This window comes from Nocardia sp. NPDC004711, assembly GCF_053601595.1.
In genome coordinates this window covers 63,834-82,352 of record NZ_JBSGCB010000018.1, presented here as the reverse complement: position 1 = coordinate 82,352, position 18,519 = coordinate 63,834, and the positions used below count along the sequence as shown (strand labels likewise).

The following is an 18,519-nucleotide window of genomic DNA, read 5'->3' as shown; positions in this document are numbered from 1 at the left end:
GTGAGTCCGTTGCGTCGTAACCGCCGGTCCATGACGCGAACCGGCCCCGCACGTGACTCGTCGGCAAGAAACACGGAGAGGCGGGGGAGCACAGTTCGACGTAGAGGCGTACTTCATGCGAGGATCAGACCCGCATGAAGCGTCAATCCGCCGTGGTGTAATGGCAGCACAACTGATTTTGGTTCAGTTTGTCCAGGTTCGAGTCCTGGCGGCGGAGCTCACGAGCAGGGTCGATATGGTGGGCCCCGCACAAAATCGCTGACCACGCTGTGGGTGCTGACCCACTGTGGCCCAGCACAACCTGACTCAGCACACGATGACCGGCAGCCGAGGGAGATCCATGCCACAGCAGACCGCCGTCGTCGTTCTCGCCGCCGGAGCCGGAACCCGAATGCGGTCCAAGACACCCAAGGTGTTGCACCCGCTCGCCGGTCGGAGCATGCTCGCCCACGCGCTGCATGCCGCGCACGAGATCGACCCGACGGCGCTCATCACCGTGATCGGTCACGATCGCGAACAGGTCGGCGACGCGGTCGGCAAGGTGGGTGCCGAACTGGGCCGCCAGATCACCCTGGCGGTGCAGGAGGAACAGCGCGGTACCGGGCACGCCGTGCAGTGCGCGCTCACCGCGCTACCGGAGAACTTCGACGGCGACGTCCTCGTCACCTACGCCGACGTGCCACTGCTGGACGGGCACACCCTGCACGCACTGCTCGACGAGCACCGCAGCTACTCCGACGGATCCGCAGTCACCGTACTGACTTTCGAGCCCGAGGACCCGAACGGCTACGGCCGCATCGTGCGCGACGCGCAGGGTCACGTGCTGGAGATCGTCGAGCACGCCGACGCCAGCCCGGCGCAGGCGGCCCTCACCGAGGTCAACTCCGGCGTCTACGTCTTCGACGCGGCCGTGCTGCGAATCATGATCTCGCGCATCGATACCGCCAACGCCCGCCACGAGCTGTACCTCACCGACGTGCTCAAGCTGGCCCGGGAGGCCGGACATCCGGTGCACGGCGCGCGGCTGATCGATTCCGCCAAGGTCACCGGCGTGAACGACCGGGTGCAGCTGGCCGGCGCGGCCCGCACCCTCAACCGCTACATCCTGGAACGACACATGCGCGCCGGGGTCACCATCATCGATCCGGCCAGCACCTGGATCGACGGGAACGTGGTGATCGGCCGTGACACCGTCATCCGGCCGGGCGTACAACTGTTGGGCGACACCGTGATCGGCGAGGACGCCGAGATCGGACCGGACTGCACGCTCACCGACGTGACCGTCGGCGACGGCGCCAAGGTGGTGCGCACGCACGGCGAGAAGTCGAGCATCGGCCCGGGCGCGAGCGTCGGCCCCTTCGCCTATCTGCGGCCCGGCACCTCGCTCGGCGCGGAGGGCAAGATCGGCGGCTTCGTCGAGACCAAGAACGCCACCATCGGTGCGCACTCCAAGGTCCCGCACCTCACCTATGTCGGCGACGCCACCATCGGCGAATACAGCAATATCGGCGCGTCCAGCGTTTTCGTCAATTACGACGGGGTCAAGAAGCACCACACCACGGTCGGCTCGCACGTGCGCACGGGCAGCGACACCATGTTCGTCGCGCCGGTCACCGTGGGTGACGGCGCGTATTCGGCGGCGGGTACTGTACTGCGCAGAAGCGTTCCCCCGGGAGCGCTCGCGGTGTCGGGTGGAGCACAACGCAACATTGAAGGCTGGGTGCAGCGCAATCGCCCCGGCACCGATGCAGCCCGCGCGGCCGAAGCGGCGCTCGCGGCTCTCCCGGATCCGCCGGGAACCACCGAGATATCCAACGAGCAAAAGGATGGCGAACGTCAGTGACCGCGTTCTCTACCGATAACCAGAAGAATCTGATGCTGTTCTCGGGGCGCGCTCATCCTGAGCTCGCCGAGGCGGTGGCCAAGGAACTCAACGTTCACGTCACTCCCCAGACCGCGCGCGACTTCGCGAACGGTGAGACCTTCGTCCGGTTCGAGGAATCGGTGCGCGGCTCCGACGCTTTCGTGCTGCAGAGCTTCCCGGCCCCGCTGAACCAGTGGGTCATGGAGCACCTGATCATGATCGACGCGCTCAAGCGCGGTTCGGCCAAGCGCATCACCTCGGTGCTGCCCTTCTACCCCTACGCCCGTCAGGACAAGAAGCACCGCGGCCGCGAGCCCATCTCGGCCCGCCTGATCGCGGACCTGCTCAAGACCGCGGGCGCGGACCGCATCATCACCATCGACCTGCACACCGATCAGATCCAGGGCTTCTTCGACGGCCCGGTCGATCACATGCACGCGCAGGTGCAGCTGGCCGAGCACATCCGCAACAACTACGACCTGTCCAACATCACGGTCGTCTCCCCCGACGCCGGCCGCGTGAAGGTCGCCGAGAAGTGGGCCAACTCGCTGGCGGACGCGCCGATGGCGTTCATCCACAAGACCCGCGACCCGCTGGTCCCCAACCAGACCGTCTCCAACCGCGTGGTCGGTGAGGTCGAGGGCCGCACCTGCATCCTGATCGACGACATGATCGACACCGGTGGCACCATCGCCGGCGCGGTCAAGGTGCTCAAGGCAGCCGGTGCGGGCGACGTGGTCATCGCCGCCACCCACGGCATCCTGTCCGACCCGGCCGCCGAGCGTCTCGCCAACTGCGGGGCCAAGGAGGTCGTGGTGACCAACACCCTGCCGATCGACGAGGCCAAGAAGTTCCCGACGCTGACCGTGCTGTCGATCGCCCCGCTGCTGGCGCAGACCATCCGCGAGGTCTTCGAAAACGGTTCCGTCACCGGCCTTTTCAACGGGAACGCATAACCGGAACTCTCGTAGCCTCTCAGGGGCTCCGCCCCTGAACCCCAACGGCAACCGGGGCTCTGCCCCGAACCCACCGGGGCGGCCATCACAATCGCTTCAACGAGCGCCCCTCCCACTTCCGGGAGGGGCGCTTCTGTGCGAAATGGGGATGGCAATGGATGTCCGTTTCTGAAGGTAAGCGGTAGCGTTGGATCGAACTCAGGGTTGCTACTGGTGCGCTGACTGCGCGGAGAGGTGGTGCCGAATGGCCGGCCGGCCCGACGAGGACGATGCCCGCCTGATGGACGAGATCTTCGACACCGATCAGGTCTTCGACAGCGACGTCGACAACCTCGACTACGACCTGGGCGACGACGATCAGGAGGACGAGATCCGCGAGTACACGCGGTTCATCACCGATCCGCCCGAGGACCTCGTCATCCGCGATCGCGAGAGCGCCGACACCGGCAGGCTCGGCATCGGAGCCGAACTCGACCAGGAGTGGAGCCGCCGGCGGCAGCGCGAAGAGTTCGTGGCCGAGGACGACCGGCCCGCGGAGGTCGCCGCCATGGACATCGTGGAGGAACTCGGCGATTAGGACTGTTGCGTAGCACGTCCCGCAGAGGGATATCCCTGAAGACGCACACCACGATCGAGGAGGGCGCGATGAGCACGCCGCCGCACGAGCCCGGCAAGCCGTCGGACGAATCCGGCACCGGACCGGCCGACATGTTCAAGAAGGAATCCGACACGCCAGCGGCGGAGACGCCAGAAAACGTCTCGGAAGCATGGCCCACCGACGAACAGCCCGCGGACGACATCACCTTCCGGTACATCCCGGGCACTCCCCCGCCTCCCGGTCAGGCCGACACCACACAGTTCAATCCGGCCGCACAGTCCGAGACTCCACCGGCCCAGCCGCAGTACCCGGCGGGCGGGGTGTACGGATACCCGCCACAGGGCGATCAGCCACCGGCCGCCTACCCGGGCGGCGGGTTTCCGCCCTACCCGAACGCTCCCTACCCTCAGGGTTCGCAGCCTTCTTACCCCCAGGGTGCGCAGCCGCCGTACCCGCAGCAGTTCGGACCCGGTCAGGAGCCCTACGGTCAGCAGCAGCCGTACGGTCAGCAGCCCTACGGGCAGCCGTATCAGCCGTATCCCGGTGGCGCGAATTTCGGTGCGCCGCCGCCGCGCAGCGGGCCGCAGACCTTCTCGATCATCGGATTCGTCTGTGCGGTCATCGCGCTCATCTTCTGTCCGCCGCTGTTCGGCATCGCGGGCATCGTGCTCGGCGTGATCGGGCACAGCAAGGGCGAGCCGCTGGGCAAGTGGGCCGCGGTCGCCTCCGGGGTGGCGCTGGTGCTGGGCATCATCATCGGGGTCGCGATCTACGGCTCCGGGGTCATGCCGAACACTAATTGACATGACCGCATTCACCGGATTCCCGTTCGCCGGACTCGACTTCTACGAGGATCTGGAAGCCGACAACAGCAAGACCTTCTGGAACGCCCACAAGCAGGTATGGGAGGAGTCCGTCCGGGATCCGATGAAAGCGCTTGTCGCCGAGCTGGAACCGGACTTCGGCGAGGCCAAGATCTTCCGGCCGTACCGGGATGTGCGCTTCGCCAAGGACAAGTCGCCCTACAAGAACCATCAGGGCGCGGTGGTGTACAGCGCGCAGTACTCCGGCTGGTACGTCCAGATCAGCGCGGCCGGACTGCGGGTGGGGGGCGGCATGTACGCCGCCGAGAGCGCCCAGCTGACCGCGTTGCGGGCCGCCATCGACGACGAGGTGCGCGGGACGGAGCTGGAAGGGCTGATCGCACAGCTCGTCTCGGCCGGATACCAGATCGGCGGGGACAGGCTGGCGACCAAACCCAAGGGCTACGACATCGATCACCCGCGCATCGAGCTGCTGCGGCACAAATCCCTCACCGCCGGCAGGGATTTCGGCGCACCCAAATGGCTGAGCACCCCGCGCGCCGCCCGGGAGGTCCGGGCGGCGTGGGAGGAGATGCGGCCGCTCATCGAGTGGCTGGCGGCGGTGACGGCGCAGAAGTAGCCGCCACCGCCCGCACACCTACCCGCGCTCCGCGCGCACTGTGCCTACCTGCGCTCGGCGAGCACCAGGGCGAACCGCTCGGCGGGATCGGTCCACACCCGCTCGGTGGTGAAACCGGCTGTTTCCAGCTCGCTTTCGAGGACCTCGCGGCGGAACTTGGCGGAGATCTCGGTCCGCAGCTGCTCGCCCGCCGCGAAATCGACGGTCAGGTCGAGCTCCGGGATGTGGACGGCCATGGCCTCGGTGGCCTCGAGGCGCATTTCGATCCACTCCCGCTCGGCGTCCCAGATCGCGACGTGCCTGAACTTCTCCGGGTCGAAGTTCGCGCCCAGCCGGGTGTTCAGGACATGCAGCACATTGCGATTGAATTCCGCGGTGACACCCGCGGCATCGTCGTAGGCGGGGACCAGGACCGCCGGGTCGATGACCAGGCCCGCGCCGAGCAGCAGCTGCTCGCCCGGTTCCAGGACATCCCGGATGCCGCCGAGGAATTCGGCGCGCTCGGCGGGGATCAGATTGCCGATGGTGCCGCCCAGGAAGGCGACCATGCGGCGGCCGCCGCCGGGCAGGTTGTCGAGGGTGGCGGTGAAATCGCTGACCACGCCGTGCACGCCCAGGCCGGGGAACTCCGCGGCCACCTCGTCCGCCGCCATCCGCAGCGCCGCGACCGAGACATCCTGCGGCACATAGCTCTTCAGCGGCCCCTCGGCCTTCAGCGCGTTGAGCAACAGCCGGGTCTTGGCAGCCGAGCCCGCGCCGAGCTCGACCAGCACCTCGGCCTGCGCGGTCCGCGCGATCTCGCCGACCACCCGTTCCAGCAGGGCCCGCTCGGTGCGGGTCGGGTAGTACTCGGGCAGCTCGGTGATCTTCTCGAACAGCTCGCTGCCGCGCGCGTCGTAGAACCACTTGGGCGGCAACCACTTCGGTTCCGCGGTCAGCCCCTGTCGCACGTCCGCACGCAGCGCGGTCGTCAAATCCTCGTCGGTCAGATGAATTTCCAGCGTAGCCGCAGTCATGAGCCAGCCTTTCCGATCTCGATATCCAGTGGTTCCACCGACACCCGCCCGTCCCGCACGCTCAGCAGCTGCCGATCGGCAATCGGCCGCCACCGCGGATCGTCATCGAACGGTTCCGAGGCCACCAACACGAACCCGTCGGTCTCCAACACCGACAAAGAGTGATGCCACGTCGTCCCCCAAATTCCCGCCCCATCCCCCATCAGCAAGTTCAACCGCGCGCGGGGCGACCGCGCCAGCACCGCCGTCATCACCAGCCGCAGTACCTCCCCCGGATCTCTCGCCCGCGCACCATGGAACGCCGCGCCGGCCGAGCCGTCCGAGGTCGTGGCCGACCCCCAGGTCCGAACCTCCGGCGCCGCACTGGAAGCCGAGGTGACACTGATCGCCGACCGGGTCGTCACCGTCGCGCCGAAACTGCGCGATTCGCCGATGCCCGAATGCTCGACGCCCGCAGTGGTGTCGCCACCACCGTCGAGCAGTCCGCGCAGGATCACCCACAGGGCGGCGGAGTCGGTCAGGGACTCTGCCTCCAACAGCGGTGGCGAATCGAATTCGGCGGCAACCGCACTCAGCGCCCGCCGCCAGTCGGGGATCGCGCCGTTGTGGCTGAAAGCCCAGCGGCCGTGGGTGAACGGGGCGCAGGCCGCTCGCTCCACGGGCATTCCCACTGTGGCGGAACGGATCGCGGCCAGGACTGCTCCGGACCGGATCTGCGGCAACACCTCGTCGACCGCCGGATCGGTCCAGATCGGTGCCGCATTGCGATACCGGCTGACCACCGGATCCGCCCCCGCGGCATCGGATCCGGCCTGATCCGCCTGAGCGCCGACGGATTCCGCTGCAGCCCGGATATCCGCGGCCGTGCCGCCGTGCCAGATGACGCCGGGTCCGTGGTCGGGAGCGGCGGCATCGGGGTGGTGCCACCAGGCGACGCCGAAACCGTCGGCGTTGATGGTGCCCCCGCCGCGCATGTCGCGCGGAGCCCAGGATTGGGTGCGCAGGGAATTCGGGCCCCGGGTCAGGAGCACCCCTACCGGGGTGGGTGGTCCCAGGTAGGCGAGGTGACGGCACATCAGCGCTCGTCCGATCTCAGGTCCCGGGCGAGGCGGAGGCCGGCGAAGATCTGGCGGCGGATCGGGTGATCCCAGTTGCGGAAGGTGCCACGGGAGGCGACCTGGTCGGCACCGAAGGAACCACCGCGCAGGACGCGGTAGTCGCCGCCGAAGAAGACCTCGGAGTATTCCCGGTACGGGAAGGCGCGGAAGCCCGGGTAGGCCTCGAAACCCGAAGCGGTCCACTCCCAGACGTCGCCGATCAGCTGATGGACACCGGCCGGGGACGCGCCTGCGGGGTAGGCACCGACATCGGCCGGTTCCAGGTGGTGCTGGCCGAGATTCGCCAGGGCATCGCTGGGATCGATATCGCCCCAAGGGTATCGGCGAGAGCGGCCGGTGGCCGGATCGAAGCGGGCGGACTTCTCCCATTCCGCCTCGGTGGGCAGGCGCTTGCCCGCCCAGTTCGCGTAGGCCTCGGCCTCGAACCAGCAGACGTGCACCACCGGCTGGTGGGCGCGCAGCGGCTGCATGGTGCCGAAAACCCTACGCCACCAACGCCCTCCGGCGTCCTGCTCCCAGAACTGGGGCGCGGTCAGCCCGGCCTGCACGCGGTGCGCCCAGCCCCGCTCGGACCACAACTCGGGCCGCTCGTAGCCGCCGTCGTCGACGAAGGCCAGATACTGCTCGTTGGTGATGGGCGCGGCGTCGATGGCGAAGGCGTCGACGTGCACCGGGTGCGCGGGCCGCTCGTTGTCCAGGGCCCAGGGATCGGAGTCGGTGCCCATGATGAATTCGCCTGCGGGAACGACGACTTCACCGGTGACCGCCACCCGCGCGGCGGGGGTGGGCGGGGCGGACAGCACAGCTTCACCGGTCCGCAGTTGGTGGGTGGCGAGCATGGTCTCGTCGTGCTGCTGCTCGTGCTGGGCGATCATGCCGAAGGCGAAGCCGTCGTGGACCAGGTCATTGCCGCGTAAGGGGCTGCGGTCCAGCACATCCCACACCTTGTCCCGCACGGTGCCGACATAGTCGCGGGCCTGCGCCGGATCCAGCAGCGGCAGCGCGGGCCGGTCCGCCCGCGCGTGCCGGAAGGCGTCGTAGAGGTGATCGATGTCCTGCCGCACGGGTTCCCGTCCGCCCACATCGCGCACCAGCCAGAGTTCCTCCTGGTTGCCGATGTGCGCGAGATCCCAGACCAGCGGGCTCATCAGCTGCGAGTGCTGCGCGACCAGTTCGGCCTCGTCGACGCACTCGGTCAGTCCGATGGTCCGCCGGCGCGCCCGCTCGAGCGCGTCCGCGATCCGTCCGCGCAACGCCTCGGTCGCCGCCCGATCCGATCCCGGCAGATGCTGAACAGTCATGAGAGAACTTCCGATTCTGTCGGGGTGCGGCCGCTGCGACATCGGTCGGCGGCGGCAGCCAATTCCTTGGCCGCCTCGGGAGTGGCGGCACGCGCGGTGGCCAGGTCGAGCAGGGCGACCGCGGCTGCCCGCAGCTCCGCGTCGGCCAGCCCGCGGCGGGCGGATTCGGACCAGAGATCCGCGGTGGAGGCGGCCAGAGCCGTTGCCTCCGTGATGGTTCCGGGATCGGACAGCAGCGCGTCGATGGCATGTACCGGCACCGACCACCCATCGCCCGGCTGTGTGTCGAGGTAGCGGACCTCGAGGTGCCCGGCCGCGCGGACCGGCGGGAACAGGGTGGTGAGGTGATAGTCCAGATCCGCCCGGTCCGGGCGACGGCCGATCTCCTCGTCCAGCGCCCCGCACAGCCAGTCGGCGAACGTGGCCCCCGGCGGGGCCGACCAGTCACCGGCCTGCGGGTCCAGCGACCGCACGCACAGCAGCGGCACGTCCAGCGCCCAGCGCGCGTACCCGGTGATCGGGTCGGCCCAGTCGTGCACGGGCGGCCGGGTGCGGAGCTGATCGAGCCGCTGCCAGGCCCGCATGCGCTGCGAGGCCCAGTCGCCGGGCGGGGCGGTGTGCAGCCCCGGTGAGCAGGCGAAAGCGGCCAGCAGGGCAGGACCTACGGCGTACAGGACCTGCCAGCGGGCGGCGATCTCGGCGGGATTCGCGCCCGCGTCGACGCTCACCTGGGTGGCGGCGGTATTGCACATCATGAGCGCACCGAACGGGCCGATGCCGGCGAAGGACCGCTCCATGGCCCGGTAGCGCGGCAGCTGCAGCACACGAAGCGGCCGCCGAGTGGCATCGGCGGCAGCGGAAATAGTTCGGATTTCGCGGGATTCGAGCAGCTCCCGCAAGCGTATCGAGTCTGCCCGCAAGCGCTCGCACAGTTCGGCTGCGGAGCCGAACGGGGCACTGGACAGTTCGATCTGACCGCCGGGTTCGAGGGTGACCCGGCTGCCTCCCGGCAACGGAACGGCCGGGGAATCGGGGGAAATGGACCGTGGCGCATACGGTCCGAGAGCGTCCGCGAGGACCCTCGGGTCCGGACGCGAATTGGTCGCCGAAAGTTCACCTTGCGCGGTGAGCCACTCCAGTTCGGCGCCGATGAGCAGCGGTGGGCCCTGTTTGAAACAGACTTTTCCGACATAAGCCTCGGCGGCGGCGCGTGACGTGAATTCGCCGCCCGGCTCCGATTCGGCCAGGCCACTGTGCAGCACATCGGTCGGTGACGCTGTGACAGCCATTGCCAACCTCCGTCTGATGCGGTCGCCGCTGGGGATCGCACGGCGACCCAAACAAGAGTAGCGAGCGACGGTGACAAGAAATCTGACGAAATGGAGAACGCCTGCAGAGGAACAACCGATTCCCGGATCCTGCTATCAGGGCCGCACCGAGCGCACGATGGCCCCGGCCTTGCGGCGTTCCTCCAGCTCACGATGGGCATCCGCGGCCCGTTCCAGCGGATGGCGGGCATGGATCCGGGGCCTCGGCTCACCACGGCCCGCTGACGCGGTCGATAGGGTCGAACCTGTGAGAGACAACGCCACACTGGACATCGCCCGTCTGCGCGCCGACACGCCGGGGTGCCGGAATCAGGTCTTTCTCGACAGCGCCGGGTCCTCACTCCCCCCGCGGATCGTCGTCGACACCGCCATCGACCACCTGCGGCGCGAAGCCGAGATCGGCGGCTACCGCGCCGCCAACGAGCGCATCGACGACCTGCACGGCGTCAAGACGGCCATTGCCGAACTGATCAATGCCGACCCGGCCGCGCTGGCCCTCAGCGACAGCGCGAGCCGCTCCTGGAGCGACTTCTTCTACTCGGTCCCGCTGAGCCCCGGCGACCGGATCCTGATCTCCGGCGTGGACTACGGCAGCAATGCCATCGCGGCCCTGCAGCGCGCCCGGCAGACCGGCGCGGTCGTGGAGGCCATTCCCAGCGACGGCAGCGGCCAGCTCGACCTCGACGCTCTGGACGCCATGATCGACGAGCGCGTGAAATTGGTGTCGCTGGTGCATGTTCCGACCAATGGCGGCCTGGTGAACCCGGTCGCCGAGGCCGCCCGCATCGCGCACCGGGTGGGTGCGCTGGCGCTGCTGGACGCGTGCCAGTCGGCCGGTCAGCTGCCGCTCGATATCGCCGAACTCGACGTGGACGCGCTGTCCGCCACCGGCCGCAAGTGGCTGCGCGGCCCGCGTGGCACCGGATTTCTGTATGTGCGGCCCGACCTGGCGCTGAGTCTCGAGCCCGGCCGGCTCGACCTGCACAGCGCCGAGTGGATCGCCCCCGACGACTACGTGCTCTCCCCGGACGCCGGTCGCTTCGAATTCTGGGAATGCTCGGTCGCGAGCCGCCTCGCGCTGGGCGCGGCCGTGCGCTACCTGCTCGACCTGGGTCCGGCGCAGGTGTACGCGGCGATCGCCGAACGCGCCGAGTACCTGCGCAAGGCCCTGCAGGAGATTCCCGGCGTCGAGGTGCGCGACCGGGGCATCCAGCACGCGGGCATCGTGTCCTTCACCGTCGACGGCCTGGAACCGGTCCAGGTGCGCGATCGGCTGGCCGCCGAGGCCATCACGGTGACGGTCAGCCACCGCGGCTCCACACTGCTCGATATGACCGCCAGAGAACTGAACTCGGTGGTCCGTGCCTCCCCGCACTGCTTCGTCGACTATCAGGACCTGGATCGCTTCGTCGGGGCGGTCAGGACCTTCGTCTGACCGCCGCCCAAAACTCCGAAACGGTTCACAGCCCGCACCGGGCGCGGGATTATTTGAGGTGCTGGTTCGGCGTTTGAGGAGTCGATCGTGAGCCGATTCACCGACGAAATGTATGCCACCGCCCGCGTTTCCCGGAGAGGGCTGGTGACCGGTGAACCGGATGCGCCGGTACGGCACGACTGGGGCCGGATCCATGACATCGCCCGCCGGATGGCCGGCGGCCTGGCCGCCGCCGGGATCGGGCCGGGCGACGCGGTGGGCGTGCTGGCCGGCATGCCGGTGGACATCGCGCCCGCCTGCCAGGCGGTGTGGATGCGCGGCGCCTCGATCACCATGCTGCACCAGCCGACCCCGCGCACCGATCTGCAGGTGTGGGCGCACGACACCGAGACCGTGCTGGGCATGATCCAGGCGCGGGTCGTCATTCTGGGCGCGCCGTTCGAGATCGCGGAACCGCTACTGCGCGAACGCGGTATCGCGGTGGTGACCATCGCGGCCATGCGCACGGGTGAGCCGATCGAGCCGGTGCCGACCGGCGAGGACGATATCGCCCTGCAGCAGTTGACATCCGGATCCACCGGGTCGCCCAAGGCGGTGCAGATCACGCACGGCAACTTCTTCGTCAACGCCCACGCCATGTTCGATCGGGTGAAATTCCAGCTCGACGACGACGTGATGATCAGCTGGCTGCCGCTCTTCCACGACATGGGCATGGTCGGATTCCTCAGCGTGCCCATGCAATTCGGCGCCGAAGTGGTGTGCGTGACCCCGCTGGACTTCCTGACCCGCCCCATCCTGTGGGCCGAGTTGATCTCGAAGTATCGCGGAACAGTCACCGCCGCACCGAATTTCGCGTATTCGCTGCTGGCCCGCCGACTACGCAACGCGGCCGACGGATCGGTCGATCTGAGCAGCGTCCGCTACATGTGGAACGGCGCGGAACCCGTCGAGGCCGACACCATGGACGCCCTCGCCGAGGCCGGAAAACGCTTCGGCCTCAACCCCATGGCCCTCACCCCCGTCTACGGCATGGCCGAGACCACCCTCGCGGTCTCCATCCCCGATCCGGGCCTCGGCCAGGTCCTCGACGTCGTCGACGCCGACCTGCTGGAAGCCCTCGGCAAAGCCGTCCCCATCCGCGATCCGGAACACCATCACGGCGGCGTGCGCCGCCTGCCGACCCTCGGCTACCTGGTCGACAACCTCGAGGGCCGGATCGTGGACGCCGAGCGCCGGCCCCTCCCGGTGCGCAGCGTCGGCATCATCGAATTACGCGGCCCCGCAGTCACATCCGGCTACCTGACGGTGGACGGCTTCCGCGCCGCGCAGGACCCGCAGGGCTGGCTCGACACCGGCGACCTCGGCTACTTCACCGACGACGGGCTGGTGGTGGTGTGCGGCCGCATCAAGGACGTCATCATCATGGCGGGCCGCAATATCTTCCCCACCGACGTCGAGCGAGCGGCCCTGCGCGTCACGGGGGTTCGCCCCGGCAATGCGGTGGCCGTGCGCCTCGACGCCGGGCAGAAACGCGAAAGCTTCGCCGTCGTGGTCGAATCCAACGATCACCAGAATCCCGAGGAGGTCCACCGCATCGAGCACGACATCGTGCACGCGGTCTTCTCCGAGGTCGGGGTCCGGCCCCGCAGCGTGACCGTTCTCGGCCCGGGCGCGCTGCCCAAGACCTCCTCCGGCAAGCTCCGGCGCTCGGCCACCGCCACCCACCTCGGCTGAGCCGGTCCGGGGGTGGGTCGCGGCACCGGCTATTCCGTCCCGGCGACCAGCAGTTCGAGGGTCAGCTTCGGCATCTCCTTGGTGATGTACTGCAACCGCCACTTGTCGCTGAACAGCGCGAGCAGCGCGCCGTCGGTGCGGGTGAAGACCTCGACACCGCGCTGACGGTTCAGTTCCTCCGCCGATTCCGCGTCGGTGCGCCGGGCCAGCTGGTACGGCAGGTGATCGAGCTGGGTCTCGACATTGAACTCGGATTGCATTCGGGCCGTGACGACTTCGAACTGCATGGGACCGACCGCGGCCAGCACCGGCGACTGGTCACCGCGCGCGTCATTGCGCAGCACCTGCACCACGCCCTCGGAGTCGAGCTGGTCGATGGCCTTGCGGAACTGCTTGTATTTGCCCGCGGTCTGGGCCCGCAGCGTCGCGAAGTGCTCCGGCGCGAAGGACGGGATCGGCGGGAACTCGACCTTCTTGTCCACGAACAGGGTGTGCCCGGGAGCCAGCGCGGTGGCGTTGACCAGACCGACCACGTCACCCGGGTAGGCAGTGTCGACGGTGGTGCGTTCGCGGCCGAACACCGTCAGCGCGTACTTGGTGGCGAAGGGCCGCCCGGTCTGCGCGTGGGTCACCACCATGCCGCGCTCGAACTCACCGGAGACGATGCGCATGAACGCCAGCCGGTCGCGGTGCGCGGTGTCCATGCCCGCCTGCACCTTGAAGATGACAGCGCTGAACGGCGCGGTGGTATCGCGCGGATTGCCCTTGATGTCCTTGCGGCCGCGCGGCGGCGGCGCGAGCTCGACCAGGGTGTCGAGCAGCTGGCGCACACCGAAATTCAGCATGGCGGAGGCATAGATGACCGGCGAGGTGTGCCCGGCCAGGAACAGTTCCTGATCGTGGTCCTGCCCCGCGGCCGAGAGCAGTTCGCTCTCCTCGGCGGCCGTGGTCCACACATCGCCCTCGCGCGCGGCGGCCTGCTCGGGCGTGAAGTGCTCCTCGGGGGCGATGGTCGCGCCGCCCGCGGTGCGGGTGAAGTGGATGTACTCGGTGGGCGTGCCCTCCTCGCCGCGGCGCAGCAGGCCGCGGAAGTCGCCGGCGATGCCGACCGGGAGGAACAGCGGGGTGGGGGTCAGACCGATGCGCTCGACGATCTCGTCCAGCAGTTCCAGCGGCGCCTGGCCCGGGCGGTCCCACTTGTTGATGACGGTGATGACCGGGATGCCGCGATCGCGCGCGACCTGAAAGAGCTTGAGCGTCTGCGGTTCCAGGCCCTTGGCGGCATCGATGAGCATGACCGCCGCGTCCACCGCGGTGAGCACGCGGTAGGTGTCCTCCGAGAAGTCGGAGTGGCCGGGGGTGTCCACCAGGTTGATGACGCAGTCGCCGTACTCGAACTGCAGGGCCGTTGAGCTGACGGAGATACCGCGCGCCTTCTCCATCTCCATCCAGTCGGAGACGGTGGACCGGCGGCCGGCCTTGCCGTGGATCGCGCCCGCCTCGGAGATCATCTTGGCGTGCAGCGCCAGCGCCTCGGTGAGCGTCGACTTACCCGCGTCAGGGTGGGAGATCACCGCGAAGGTGCGCCGCCGCGCCGCCTCGTCGGCCAGCCGACCGGCGGTAGCTGAGGGGGCAGTCGGGGAACTCACGGGGGACTCCTTTTTGTGCAGACGAGGCAACCGCCCCAGGGTACGTGACCGGCCCCTCTGCCCGACCGGCCGGTCCAGCGCCGTCCGGGTCCGGCGCGCTATTCGCCGGTTTGCCCTGCGAGGTGCCGGGCGACAGCCTGCGCGACCAGCGCATCGATATCGGCCCCCGGCGCGATCGCCTCGATACTGCGATTCGCGACCACCACCGCGATGCCGTGCAGCTGGGTCCACAGGCTCAGGGCCCGCTCGTCCGCGCCGTCGCGCACGCACTCGGCGACCAGTGCCCGCCAGCTCGCGAACATGGGCAGGGTCGTGTTCGCCCGCAGGTTCTCGCCCGCGCCCTCCAGCAGGTCGTGGCGGAACATGAGGGTGAACATCTCCGGCCGCGCGGCCGCGAAACCGATGTAGGCCAGGCAGGTGCGCCGCACCCGCGCCGGCGCCGTATCACCCTGCACCGCATCGATTTCGGTCCGCAGGTCGGCGTAGCCACGCGCGGCGATGGCGGCCAGCAGGGCACTGTGGGTGGGGAAATACCGCCGGGGGGCGCCGTGCGAGACCCCCGCCTCACGGGCGATGGCACGGAGGCCGAGCTCGGCGGAGCCGACCTCCTCGAGCAAGGCGACACCCGCGGTCACCAGGCGTTCCCGCAGCGGCTCCAGCGAAGTCATGCGTCACATTCTCCCGATAGGGGTAGACAGTGTCTACTCCGGTCCGGTAGGAACAGTGAGTAGACATTGTCTACGGCCGCGATTCGGGAGGCATTCCATGTGGTACTGGCTACTGAAGCAGGTATTGGTGGGGCCGGTGCTGCGACTCCTCGGGCGACCGAAGATCGAAGGGCTGCACCATGTCCCGAAGGACGGACCGGTGATCATCGCGGCGAACCATCTGGCCGTGGTGGACTCGTTCTACCTGTGCCTGGTACTGCGCCGCAGGGTCACCTTCATCGCCAAGCAGGAGTACTTCACCGGGAGCGGCTTCCGCGGCCGCATCAAACGCTTCGTCATGAATGCCACCGGCCAGGTGCCGGTGGATCGCAGCGGCGGCACCGCGGGATCGGATTCACTGGCCGCCGCGGTCCGCATTCTCAGGTCGGGCGGTATCTGGGGCATTCACCCGGAAGGGACCCGCTCACCCGATGGCCGCGTCTACCGGGGACGCACCGGCGCGGTCCGCGTCGCCATGGAGACCGGCGCTCCCGTCATACCGGTCGTACTGTCCGGCACCGATCGGGTCAATCCGCGCAATCGGCGTTTGCTGCGCCCGGCCAAGGTAGGCATCTCCTTCGGCCACCCGCGCTATATCCCGCCCGCCGATCCGCCGGCCGTGCGCCGGGCCACCGACGAGCTGATGGCGGATATCGTGCGCCGCTCCGGCCGCCCGTACGTCGATTGCTACGCGGCCACGTTCAAGGCCGCGTAGCAGGTCGCCGACGCCGCGTAATCGATAGGGCCGCGGATATCGAGACGGCCCGGGAAAACAGAACGGCCGGTTGCTCGGACCCCCGCGCGGGTTCCGGGCAACCGGCCGCCAGCCAGAACGTCAGCTCACCGGGGAGGAGGCGCCGAGGCTGCTCAGGAGGTTGCTGATCAGCGGGATCAGCGAGCCCGCGCTACCAGTTCCCGTCGTGGTGGTGGTGGTCGTCGAGGGGTCGGAGACGGTGACATCCACCGGGCCGGAGGTCGGCACCGACTGGGAGCCGCCGCTCAGTACCACCCACAGGTGATGCGAGCCCGAGGTGGCCGGGGTCCACTGCACGGACGCCTGGGTGGAGCCCGAGGAGGTCGCCGAGCCGACCGACACCGTGGTGTTGGAGGCGTTGGTGTCGTACACGTTGGCGGTGACGCCGGGAACGCCGGTGATGATGTTGATGGTGTACGCCGTGCCGGTCTGGAAGTTGCTGCCGACCACGGTCATACCGTTGCTGGAGGTGTCCGCGGCGGCGAACGGGGCGGCGAGGGCGACGGTGGCGGAGACGGCGGCGATGCCCGCGGCACTCAGACCGAACCGGCGGATGTTCTTCATGTATCTGTTTCCTTACTTCGAAGACAAGCTACTCAGCGTGCCGATCAAATTGCCTAGCACCGGAGTGGCGTCTCCGCTACCGGAACCGGTATTACCGCGGAAAGCGATGACGACCACCCGAACCGGTCACGACAGCGAGGCAAACAGATAACCGACCGCCGGTTCAGTCCGGTTTTCGTCAGCCGACCGAGGTAGCGGTGCCGCTGGCCGTCGAAGTGCCGTGGGCGCCCAGGCTGCTCAGAATGTTGTTGACGAGCGGGCCCAGGGTGGCCGAGCTGCTGCCGGTGCTGGTTCCGCCCGGGGTGGACGGGGGGCAGTTGGCATTCGAATCGGCCGCGGCGACCGGGGCGGTGAGGGCGACGGTGGCGGAGACGGCGGCGATGCCCACGGCACTCAGACCGAACCGGCGGATGTTCTTCATCAAACTGATCCTTACTCGGAAGACACGCTACTCAGCGTGTCGTTCGAATTGCCCGGCACCGGAAATGGGGGCGCATTTCCCTACGGCGCAAAGCATTCCCCGCGAGGCGGAGTGATGCGAAATGGTAGTGTGTCAGATTGCGGGAAACAAGAGTGGAAATATTCCTGTGCAATTCCTGGGAACGCACGCCCCGCACCCGGCCATCGAGGGGGTGGCGCAGAGCCGTTCCGGCCGCGTGTTAGAGTCGTCAGGTTGTCTCGGCGAGGGTGCGGCACCCAATTGCCCACCGTGATCGACGCGGCTCGGCCTATACGGCCGTCCATGTTGGTCTTCGCCGACGAGCAGACCAACCTCAGCCAGGGCGGCCCCCGTCGCCTGGCGACACGCTGACATTACAGCCGGACGAGCCGTAGGGAGTAGACAGTCATGTCCGACGCCAACCTTCTCGAAGCCACCGTACGCACCGAGTTCGGTAAGGGCGCTGCCCGCCGTACCCGCCGCGACGGCAATGTCCCGGCCGTGCTCTACGGCCACAACGAGGAGCCGCAGCACCTGTCGGTGAACGCCCAGGCGTTCGCTGCCATCCTGCGTGAGCACGGCACCAACGCCGTCCTGAACCTCGACATCAACGGCAAGAAGCAGCTGGCGCTGACCAAGTCGGTCGTCGTCCACCCGATCCGCCGCTACATCGAGCACGCCGACCTGCTGATCGTGCGCCGCGGCGAGAAGGTCACCGCCGACGTGCTCGTCGCCCTGGTCGGCGATGCCGCCTCCGGCACCCTGGTCACCCAGGACGCCACCACCCTGTCCATCGAGGCCGAGGCGCTGAACATCCCCGAGTCCATCGAGGTCTCGATCGAGGGCGCCGAGGCCGGCACCCAGATCACCGCCGGCCAGATCGAGCTGCCGAAGGGTGTCACCCTGGCCGGTGACGCCGAGGCCCTGATCGTCAACATCATCGCCGCCCCGGCCGCCGCCGCCGAGGAAGAGGCCGCCGCTTCCGAGGAAGCCGCGGAGTAACTCCCTACTCCCACAACGGTTCTCGATGACCGAGGCAACGGCCGGGCCCGCGCTGGTGGTCGGTCTGGGTAATCCCGGATCCGAATACGAGCGCACCCGGCACAATGTCGGTTTCCTGGTCGCCGATGTGCTCGCGGAGCGCGTCGGCGGCCGTTTCACCGTGCACAAGAAGTCCGGCGCGGATCTGCTCGAGGCCCGCCTGGACGGGCGCAAGGTGCTGCTGGCCAAGCCGCGCACCTACATGAACCTGTCCGGGCGGCCCGTCGCGGCGCTGGCCAAATTCTTCTCCGTGCCCGCCACCGAGGTGATCGTCGTCCACGACGAGCTCGACCTCCCCTTCGGCGCCATCCGTCTCAAGCGCGGTGGCGGCGAGGGCGGGCACAATGGGCTGCGCTCCATCTCGCAGGCCCTCACCACCAAGGACTATCTGCGCGTCCGCTTCGGCATCGGCCGCCCGCCGGGCCGCCAGGATCCCGCGGACTACGTCCTCAAGCCCTTCTCCGCGCCGGAACGCAAAGAGGTTCCGGTGATCGTCGAGCAGACCGCCGACGCGGTCGAACTGCTGCTGCGCGTGGGCTTGGAAACCGCGCAGAACCAGCTGCACTGACGCA

Annotated in this window: 18 protein-coding genes and 1 tRNA gene; 11 read left to right on the top strand and 8 right to left on the bottom strand. The window is 68.5% G+C overall.

Annotated elements, in window-relative coordinates; translation table 11 throughout:
* The first annotated feature begins 146 nt into the window (after positions 1 to 146).
* The 6 genes from ACWEKS_RS19885 to ACWEKS_RS19860 all read left to right on the top strand — a co-directional run bounded on the left by ACWEKS_RS19885 (position 147) and on the right by ACWEKS_RS19860 (position 4,861).
* Positions 147 to 217: transfer RNA gene (locus ACWEKS_RS19885), tRNA-Gln, on the top strand.
* Positions 218 to 340: 123 nt separating this feature from the next.
* Positions 341 to 1,843, top strand: a complete 1,503-nt coding sequence (gene glmU, locus ACWEKS_RS19880; protein ID WP_452341450.1) for a bifunctional UDP-N-acetylglucosamine diphosphorylase/glucosamine-1-phosphate N-acetyltransferase GlmU — start codon at positions 341 to 343, stop codon at positions 1,841 to 1,843.
* Positions 1,840 to 2,820 (top strand): ribose-phosphate diphosphokinase, encoded by a 981-nt coding sequence (locus ACWEKS_RS19875; RefSeq protein WP_452341449.1) that lies wholly within the window; start codon positions 1,840 to 1,842, stop codon positions 2,818 to 2,820. The genes glmU and ACWEKS_RS19875 overlap by 4 nt, the downstream gene beginning before the upstream one ends.
* A gap of 244 nt (positions 2,821 to 3,064) precedes the next feature.
* Positions 3,065 to 3,397, top strand: coding sequence for a hypothetical protein (locus ACWEKS_RS19870; RefSeq protein WP_364623051.1), 333 nt, complete (start codon positions 3,065 to 3,067; stop codon positions 3,395 to 3,397).
* Positions 3,398 to 3,465: 68 nt separating this feature from the next.
* Complete coding sequence (locus ACWEKS_RS19865) at positions 3,466 to 4,221, top strand: hypothetical protein (protein WP_452341448.1); 756 nt, start codon at positions 3,466 to 3,468, stop codon at positions 4,219 to 4,221.
* Position 4,222: 1 nt separating this feature from the next.
* Positions 4,223 to 4,861 (top strand): DUF2461 domain-containing protein, encoded by a 639-nt coding sequence (locus tag ACWEKS_RS19860; protein WP_452341447.1) that lies wholly within the window; start codon positions 4,223 to 4,225, stop codon positions 4,859 to 4,861.
* Positions 4,862 to 4,905: 44 nt separating this feature from the next.
* Here the strand turns inward: ACWEKS_RS19860 and egtD are convergent, their stop codons facing one another.
* The 4 genes from egtD to egtA are packed head-to-tail and all read right to left on the bottom strand — an operon-like array spanning position 4,906 to position 9,585.
* On the bottom strand, positions 4,906 to 5,877 hold the full coding sequence (gene egtD, locus ACWEKS_RS19855) for an L-histidine N(alpha)-methyltransferase (RefSeq protein WP_452341446.1): 972 nt from the start codon (positions 5,875 to 5,877) through the stop codon (positions 4,906 to 4,908).
* On the bottom strand, positions 5,874 to 6,953 hold the full coding sequence (locus ACWEKS_RS19850; protein ID WP_452341445.1) for an ergothioneine biosynthesis protein EgtC: 1,080 nt from the start codon (positions 6,951 to 6,953) through the stop codon (positions 5,874 to 5,876). Before ACWEKS_RS19850 ends, egtD begins: the two co-directional genes overlap by 4 nt.
* On the bottom strand, positions 6,953 to 8,296 hold the full coding sequence (egtB, locus tag ACWEKS_RS19845; protein ID WP_452341444.1) for an ergothioneine biosynthesis protein EgtB: 1,344 nt from the start codon (positions 8,294 to 8,296) through the stop codon (positions 6,953 to 6,955). The genes ACWEKS_RS19850 and egtB overlap by 1 nt, the downstream gene beginning before the upstream one ends.
* Positions 8,293 to 9,585, bottom strand: a complete 1,293-nt coding sequence (gene egtA, locus ACWEKS_RS19840) for an ergothioneine biosynthesis glutamate--cysteine ligase EgtA (protein WP_452341443.1) — start codon at positions 9,583 to 9,585, stop codon at positions 8,293 to 8,295. The genes egtB and egtA overlap by 4 nt, the downstream gene beginning before the upstream one ends.
* Before the next feature lie 286 nt (positions 9,586 to 9,871).
* Between egtA and ACWEKS_RS19835 the strand changes: the two genes are divergently transcribed.
* Together ACWEKS_RS19835 and ACWEKS_RS19830 are read left to right on the top strand one after the other, a co-directional pair.
* Positions 9,872 to 11,059, top strand: coding sequence for an aminotransferase class V-fold PLP-dependent enzyme (locus ACWEKS_RS19835; protein WP_452341442.1), 1,188 nt, complete (start codon positions 9,872 to 9,874; stop codon positions 11,057 to 11,059).
* Between the two features lie 87 nt (positions 11,060 to 11,146).
* Positions 11,147 to 12,793: a fatty acyl-AMP ligase gene (locus ACWEKS_RS19830; protein WP_452341441.1), complete on the top strand. Its 1,647-nt coding sequence runs from the start codon at positions 11,147 to 11,149 to the stop codon at positions 12,791 to 12,793.
* A 29-nt stretch (positions 12,794 to 12,822) separates the two neighbouring features.
* On the opposite strand, the gene ACWEKS_RS19825 is transcribed toward ACWEKS_RS19830, so the two are convergent.
* Both ACWEKS_RS19825 and ACWEKS_RS19820 read right to left on the bottom strand, forming a co-directional pair.
* A complete protein-coding gene (locus ACWEKS_RS19825; protein ID WP_452341440.1) occupies positions 12,823 to 14,442 on the bottom strand; it encodes a peptide chain release factor 3 in 1,620 nt (539 codons plus the stop codon).
* 98 nt (positions 14,443 to 14,540) lie between these two features.
* Entirely contained in the window at positions 14,541 to 15,110 is a 570-nt protein-coding gene (locus ACWEKS_RS19820; RefSeq protein ID WP_452341439.1) for a TetR/AcrR family transcriptional regulator, read from the bottom strand.
* 97 nt (positions 15,111 to 15,207) lie between these two features.
* On the opposite strand from ACWEKS_RS19820, the gene ACWEKS_RS19815 reads away from it, so the two are divergent.
* Positions 15,208 to 15,864: a lysophospholipid acyltransferase family protein gene (locus tag ACWEKS_RS19815; RefSeq protein WP_452341438.1), complete on the top strand. Its 657-nt coding sequence runs from the start codon at positions 15,208 to 15,210 to the stop codon at positions 15,862 to 15,864.
* 120 nt (positions 15,865 to 15,984) lie between these two features.
* Here the strand turns inward: ACWEKS_RS19815 and ACWEKS_RS19810 are convergent, their stop codons facing one another.
* Positions 15,985 to 16,467, bottom strand: a complete 483-nt coding sequence (locus ACWEKS_RS19810; RefSeq protein ID WP_452341437.1) for a hypothetical protein — start codon at positions 16,465 to 16,467, stop codon at positions 15,985 to 15,987.
* 178 nt (positions 16,468 to 16,645) lie between these two features.
* On the bottom strand, positions 16,646 to 16,888 hold the full coding sequence (locus ACWEKS_RS19805) for a hypothetical protein (protein ID WP_452341436.1): 243 nt from the start codon (positions 16,886 to 16,888) through the stop codon (positions 16,646 to 16,648).
* 426 nt (positions 16,889 to 17,314) lie between these two features.
* On the opposite strand from ACWEKS_RS19805, the gene ACWEKS_RS19800 reads away from it, so the two are divergent.
* Positions 17,315 to 17,908 (top strand): 50S ribosomal protein L25/general stress protein Ctc, encoded by a 594-nt coding sequence (locus ACWEKS_RS19800; RefSeq protein WP_452341435.1) that lies wholly within the window; start codon positions 17,315 to 17,317, stop codon positions 17,906 to 17,908.
* A 25-nt stretch (positions 17,909 to 17,933) separates the two neighbouring features.
* Positions 17,934 to 18,515, top strand: coding sequence for an aminoacyl-tRNA hydrolase (gene pth, locus ACWEKS_RS19795; RefSeq protein WP_354836056.1), 582 nt, complete (start codon positions 17,934 to 17,936; stop codon positions 18,513 to 18,515).
* The last annotated feature ends 4 nt before the right edge of the window (positions 18,516 to 18,519 follow it).

What these genes read in the sequence shown, in the direction of transcription:
- glmU (WP_452341450.1), top strand. Translation starts at nt 341, where the DNA reads ATGCCACAGCAGACCGCCGTCGTCGTTCTCGCCGCCGGAGCCGGAACC.
- ACWEKS_RS19870 (WP_364623051.1), top strand. Translation starts at nt 3,065, where the DNA reads ATGGCCGGCCGGCCCGACGAGGACGATGCCCGCCTGATGGACGAGATC.
- ACWEKS_RS19865 (WP_452341448.1), top strand. Translation starts at nt 3,466, where the DNA reads ATGAGCACGCCGCCGCACGAGCCCGGCAAGCCGTCGGACGAATCCGGC.
- ACWEKS_RS19860 (WP_452341447.1), top strand. Translation starts at nt 4,223, where the DNA reads ATGACCGCATTCACCGGATTCCCGTTCGCCGGACTCGACTTCTACGAG.
- egtD (WP_452341446.1), bottom strand. Translation starts at nt 5,877, where the DNA reads ATGACTGCGGCTACGCTGGAAATTCATCTGACCGACGAGGATTTGACG.
- ACWEKS_RS19850 (WP_452341445.1), bottom strand. Translation starts at nt 6,953, where the DNA reads ATGTGCCGTCACCTCGCCTACCTGGGACCACCCACCCCGGTAGGGGTG.
- egtB (WP_452341444.1), bottom strand. Translation starts at nt 8,296, where the DNA reads ATGACTGTTCAGCATCTGCCGGGATCGGATCGGGCGGCGACCGAGGCG.
- egtA (WP_452341443.1), bottom strand. Translation starts at nt 9,585, where the DNA reads ATGGCTGTCACAGCGTCACCGACCGATGTGCTGCACAGTGGCCTGGCC.
- ACWEKS_RS19820 (WP_452341439.1), bottom strand. Translation starts at nt 15,110, where the DNA reads ATGACTTCGCTGGAGCCGCTGCGGGAACGCCTGGTGACCGCGGGTGTC.
- ACWEKS_RS19815 (WP_452341438.1), top strand. Translation starts at nt 15,208, where the DNA reads ATGTGGTACTGGCTACTGAAGCAGGTATTGGTGGGGCCGGTGCTGCGA.
- ACWEKS_RS19810 (WP_452341437.1), bottom strand. Translation starts at nt 16,467, where the DNA reads ATGAAGAACATCCGCCGGTTCGGTCTGAGTGCCGCGGGCATCGCCGCC.
- ACWEKS_RS19805 (WP_452341436.1), bottom strand. Translation starts at nt 16,888, where the DNA reads ATGAAGAACATCCGCCGGTTCGGTCTGAGTGCCGTGGGCATCGCCGCC.
- ACWEKS_RS19800 (WP_452341435.1), top strand. Translation starts at nt 17,315, where the DNA reads ATGTCCGACGCCAACCTTCTCGAAGCCACCGTACGCACCGAGTTCGGT.
- pth (WP_354836056.1), top strand. Translation starts at nt 17,934, where the DNA reads ATGACCGAGGCAACGGCCGGGCCCGCGCTGGTGGTCGGTCTGGGTAAT.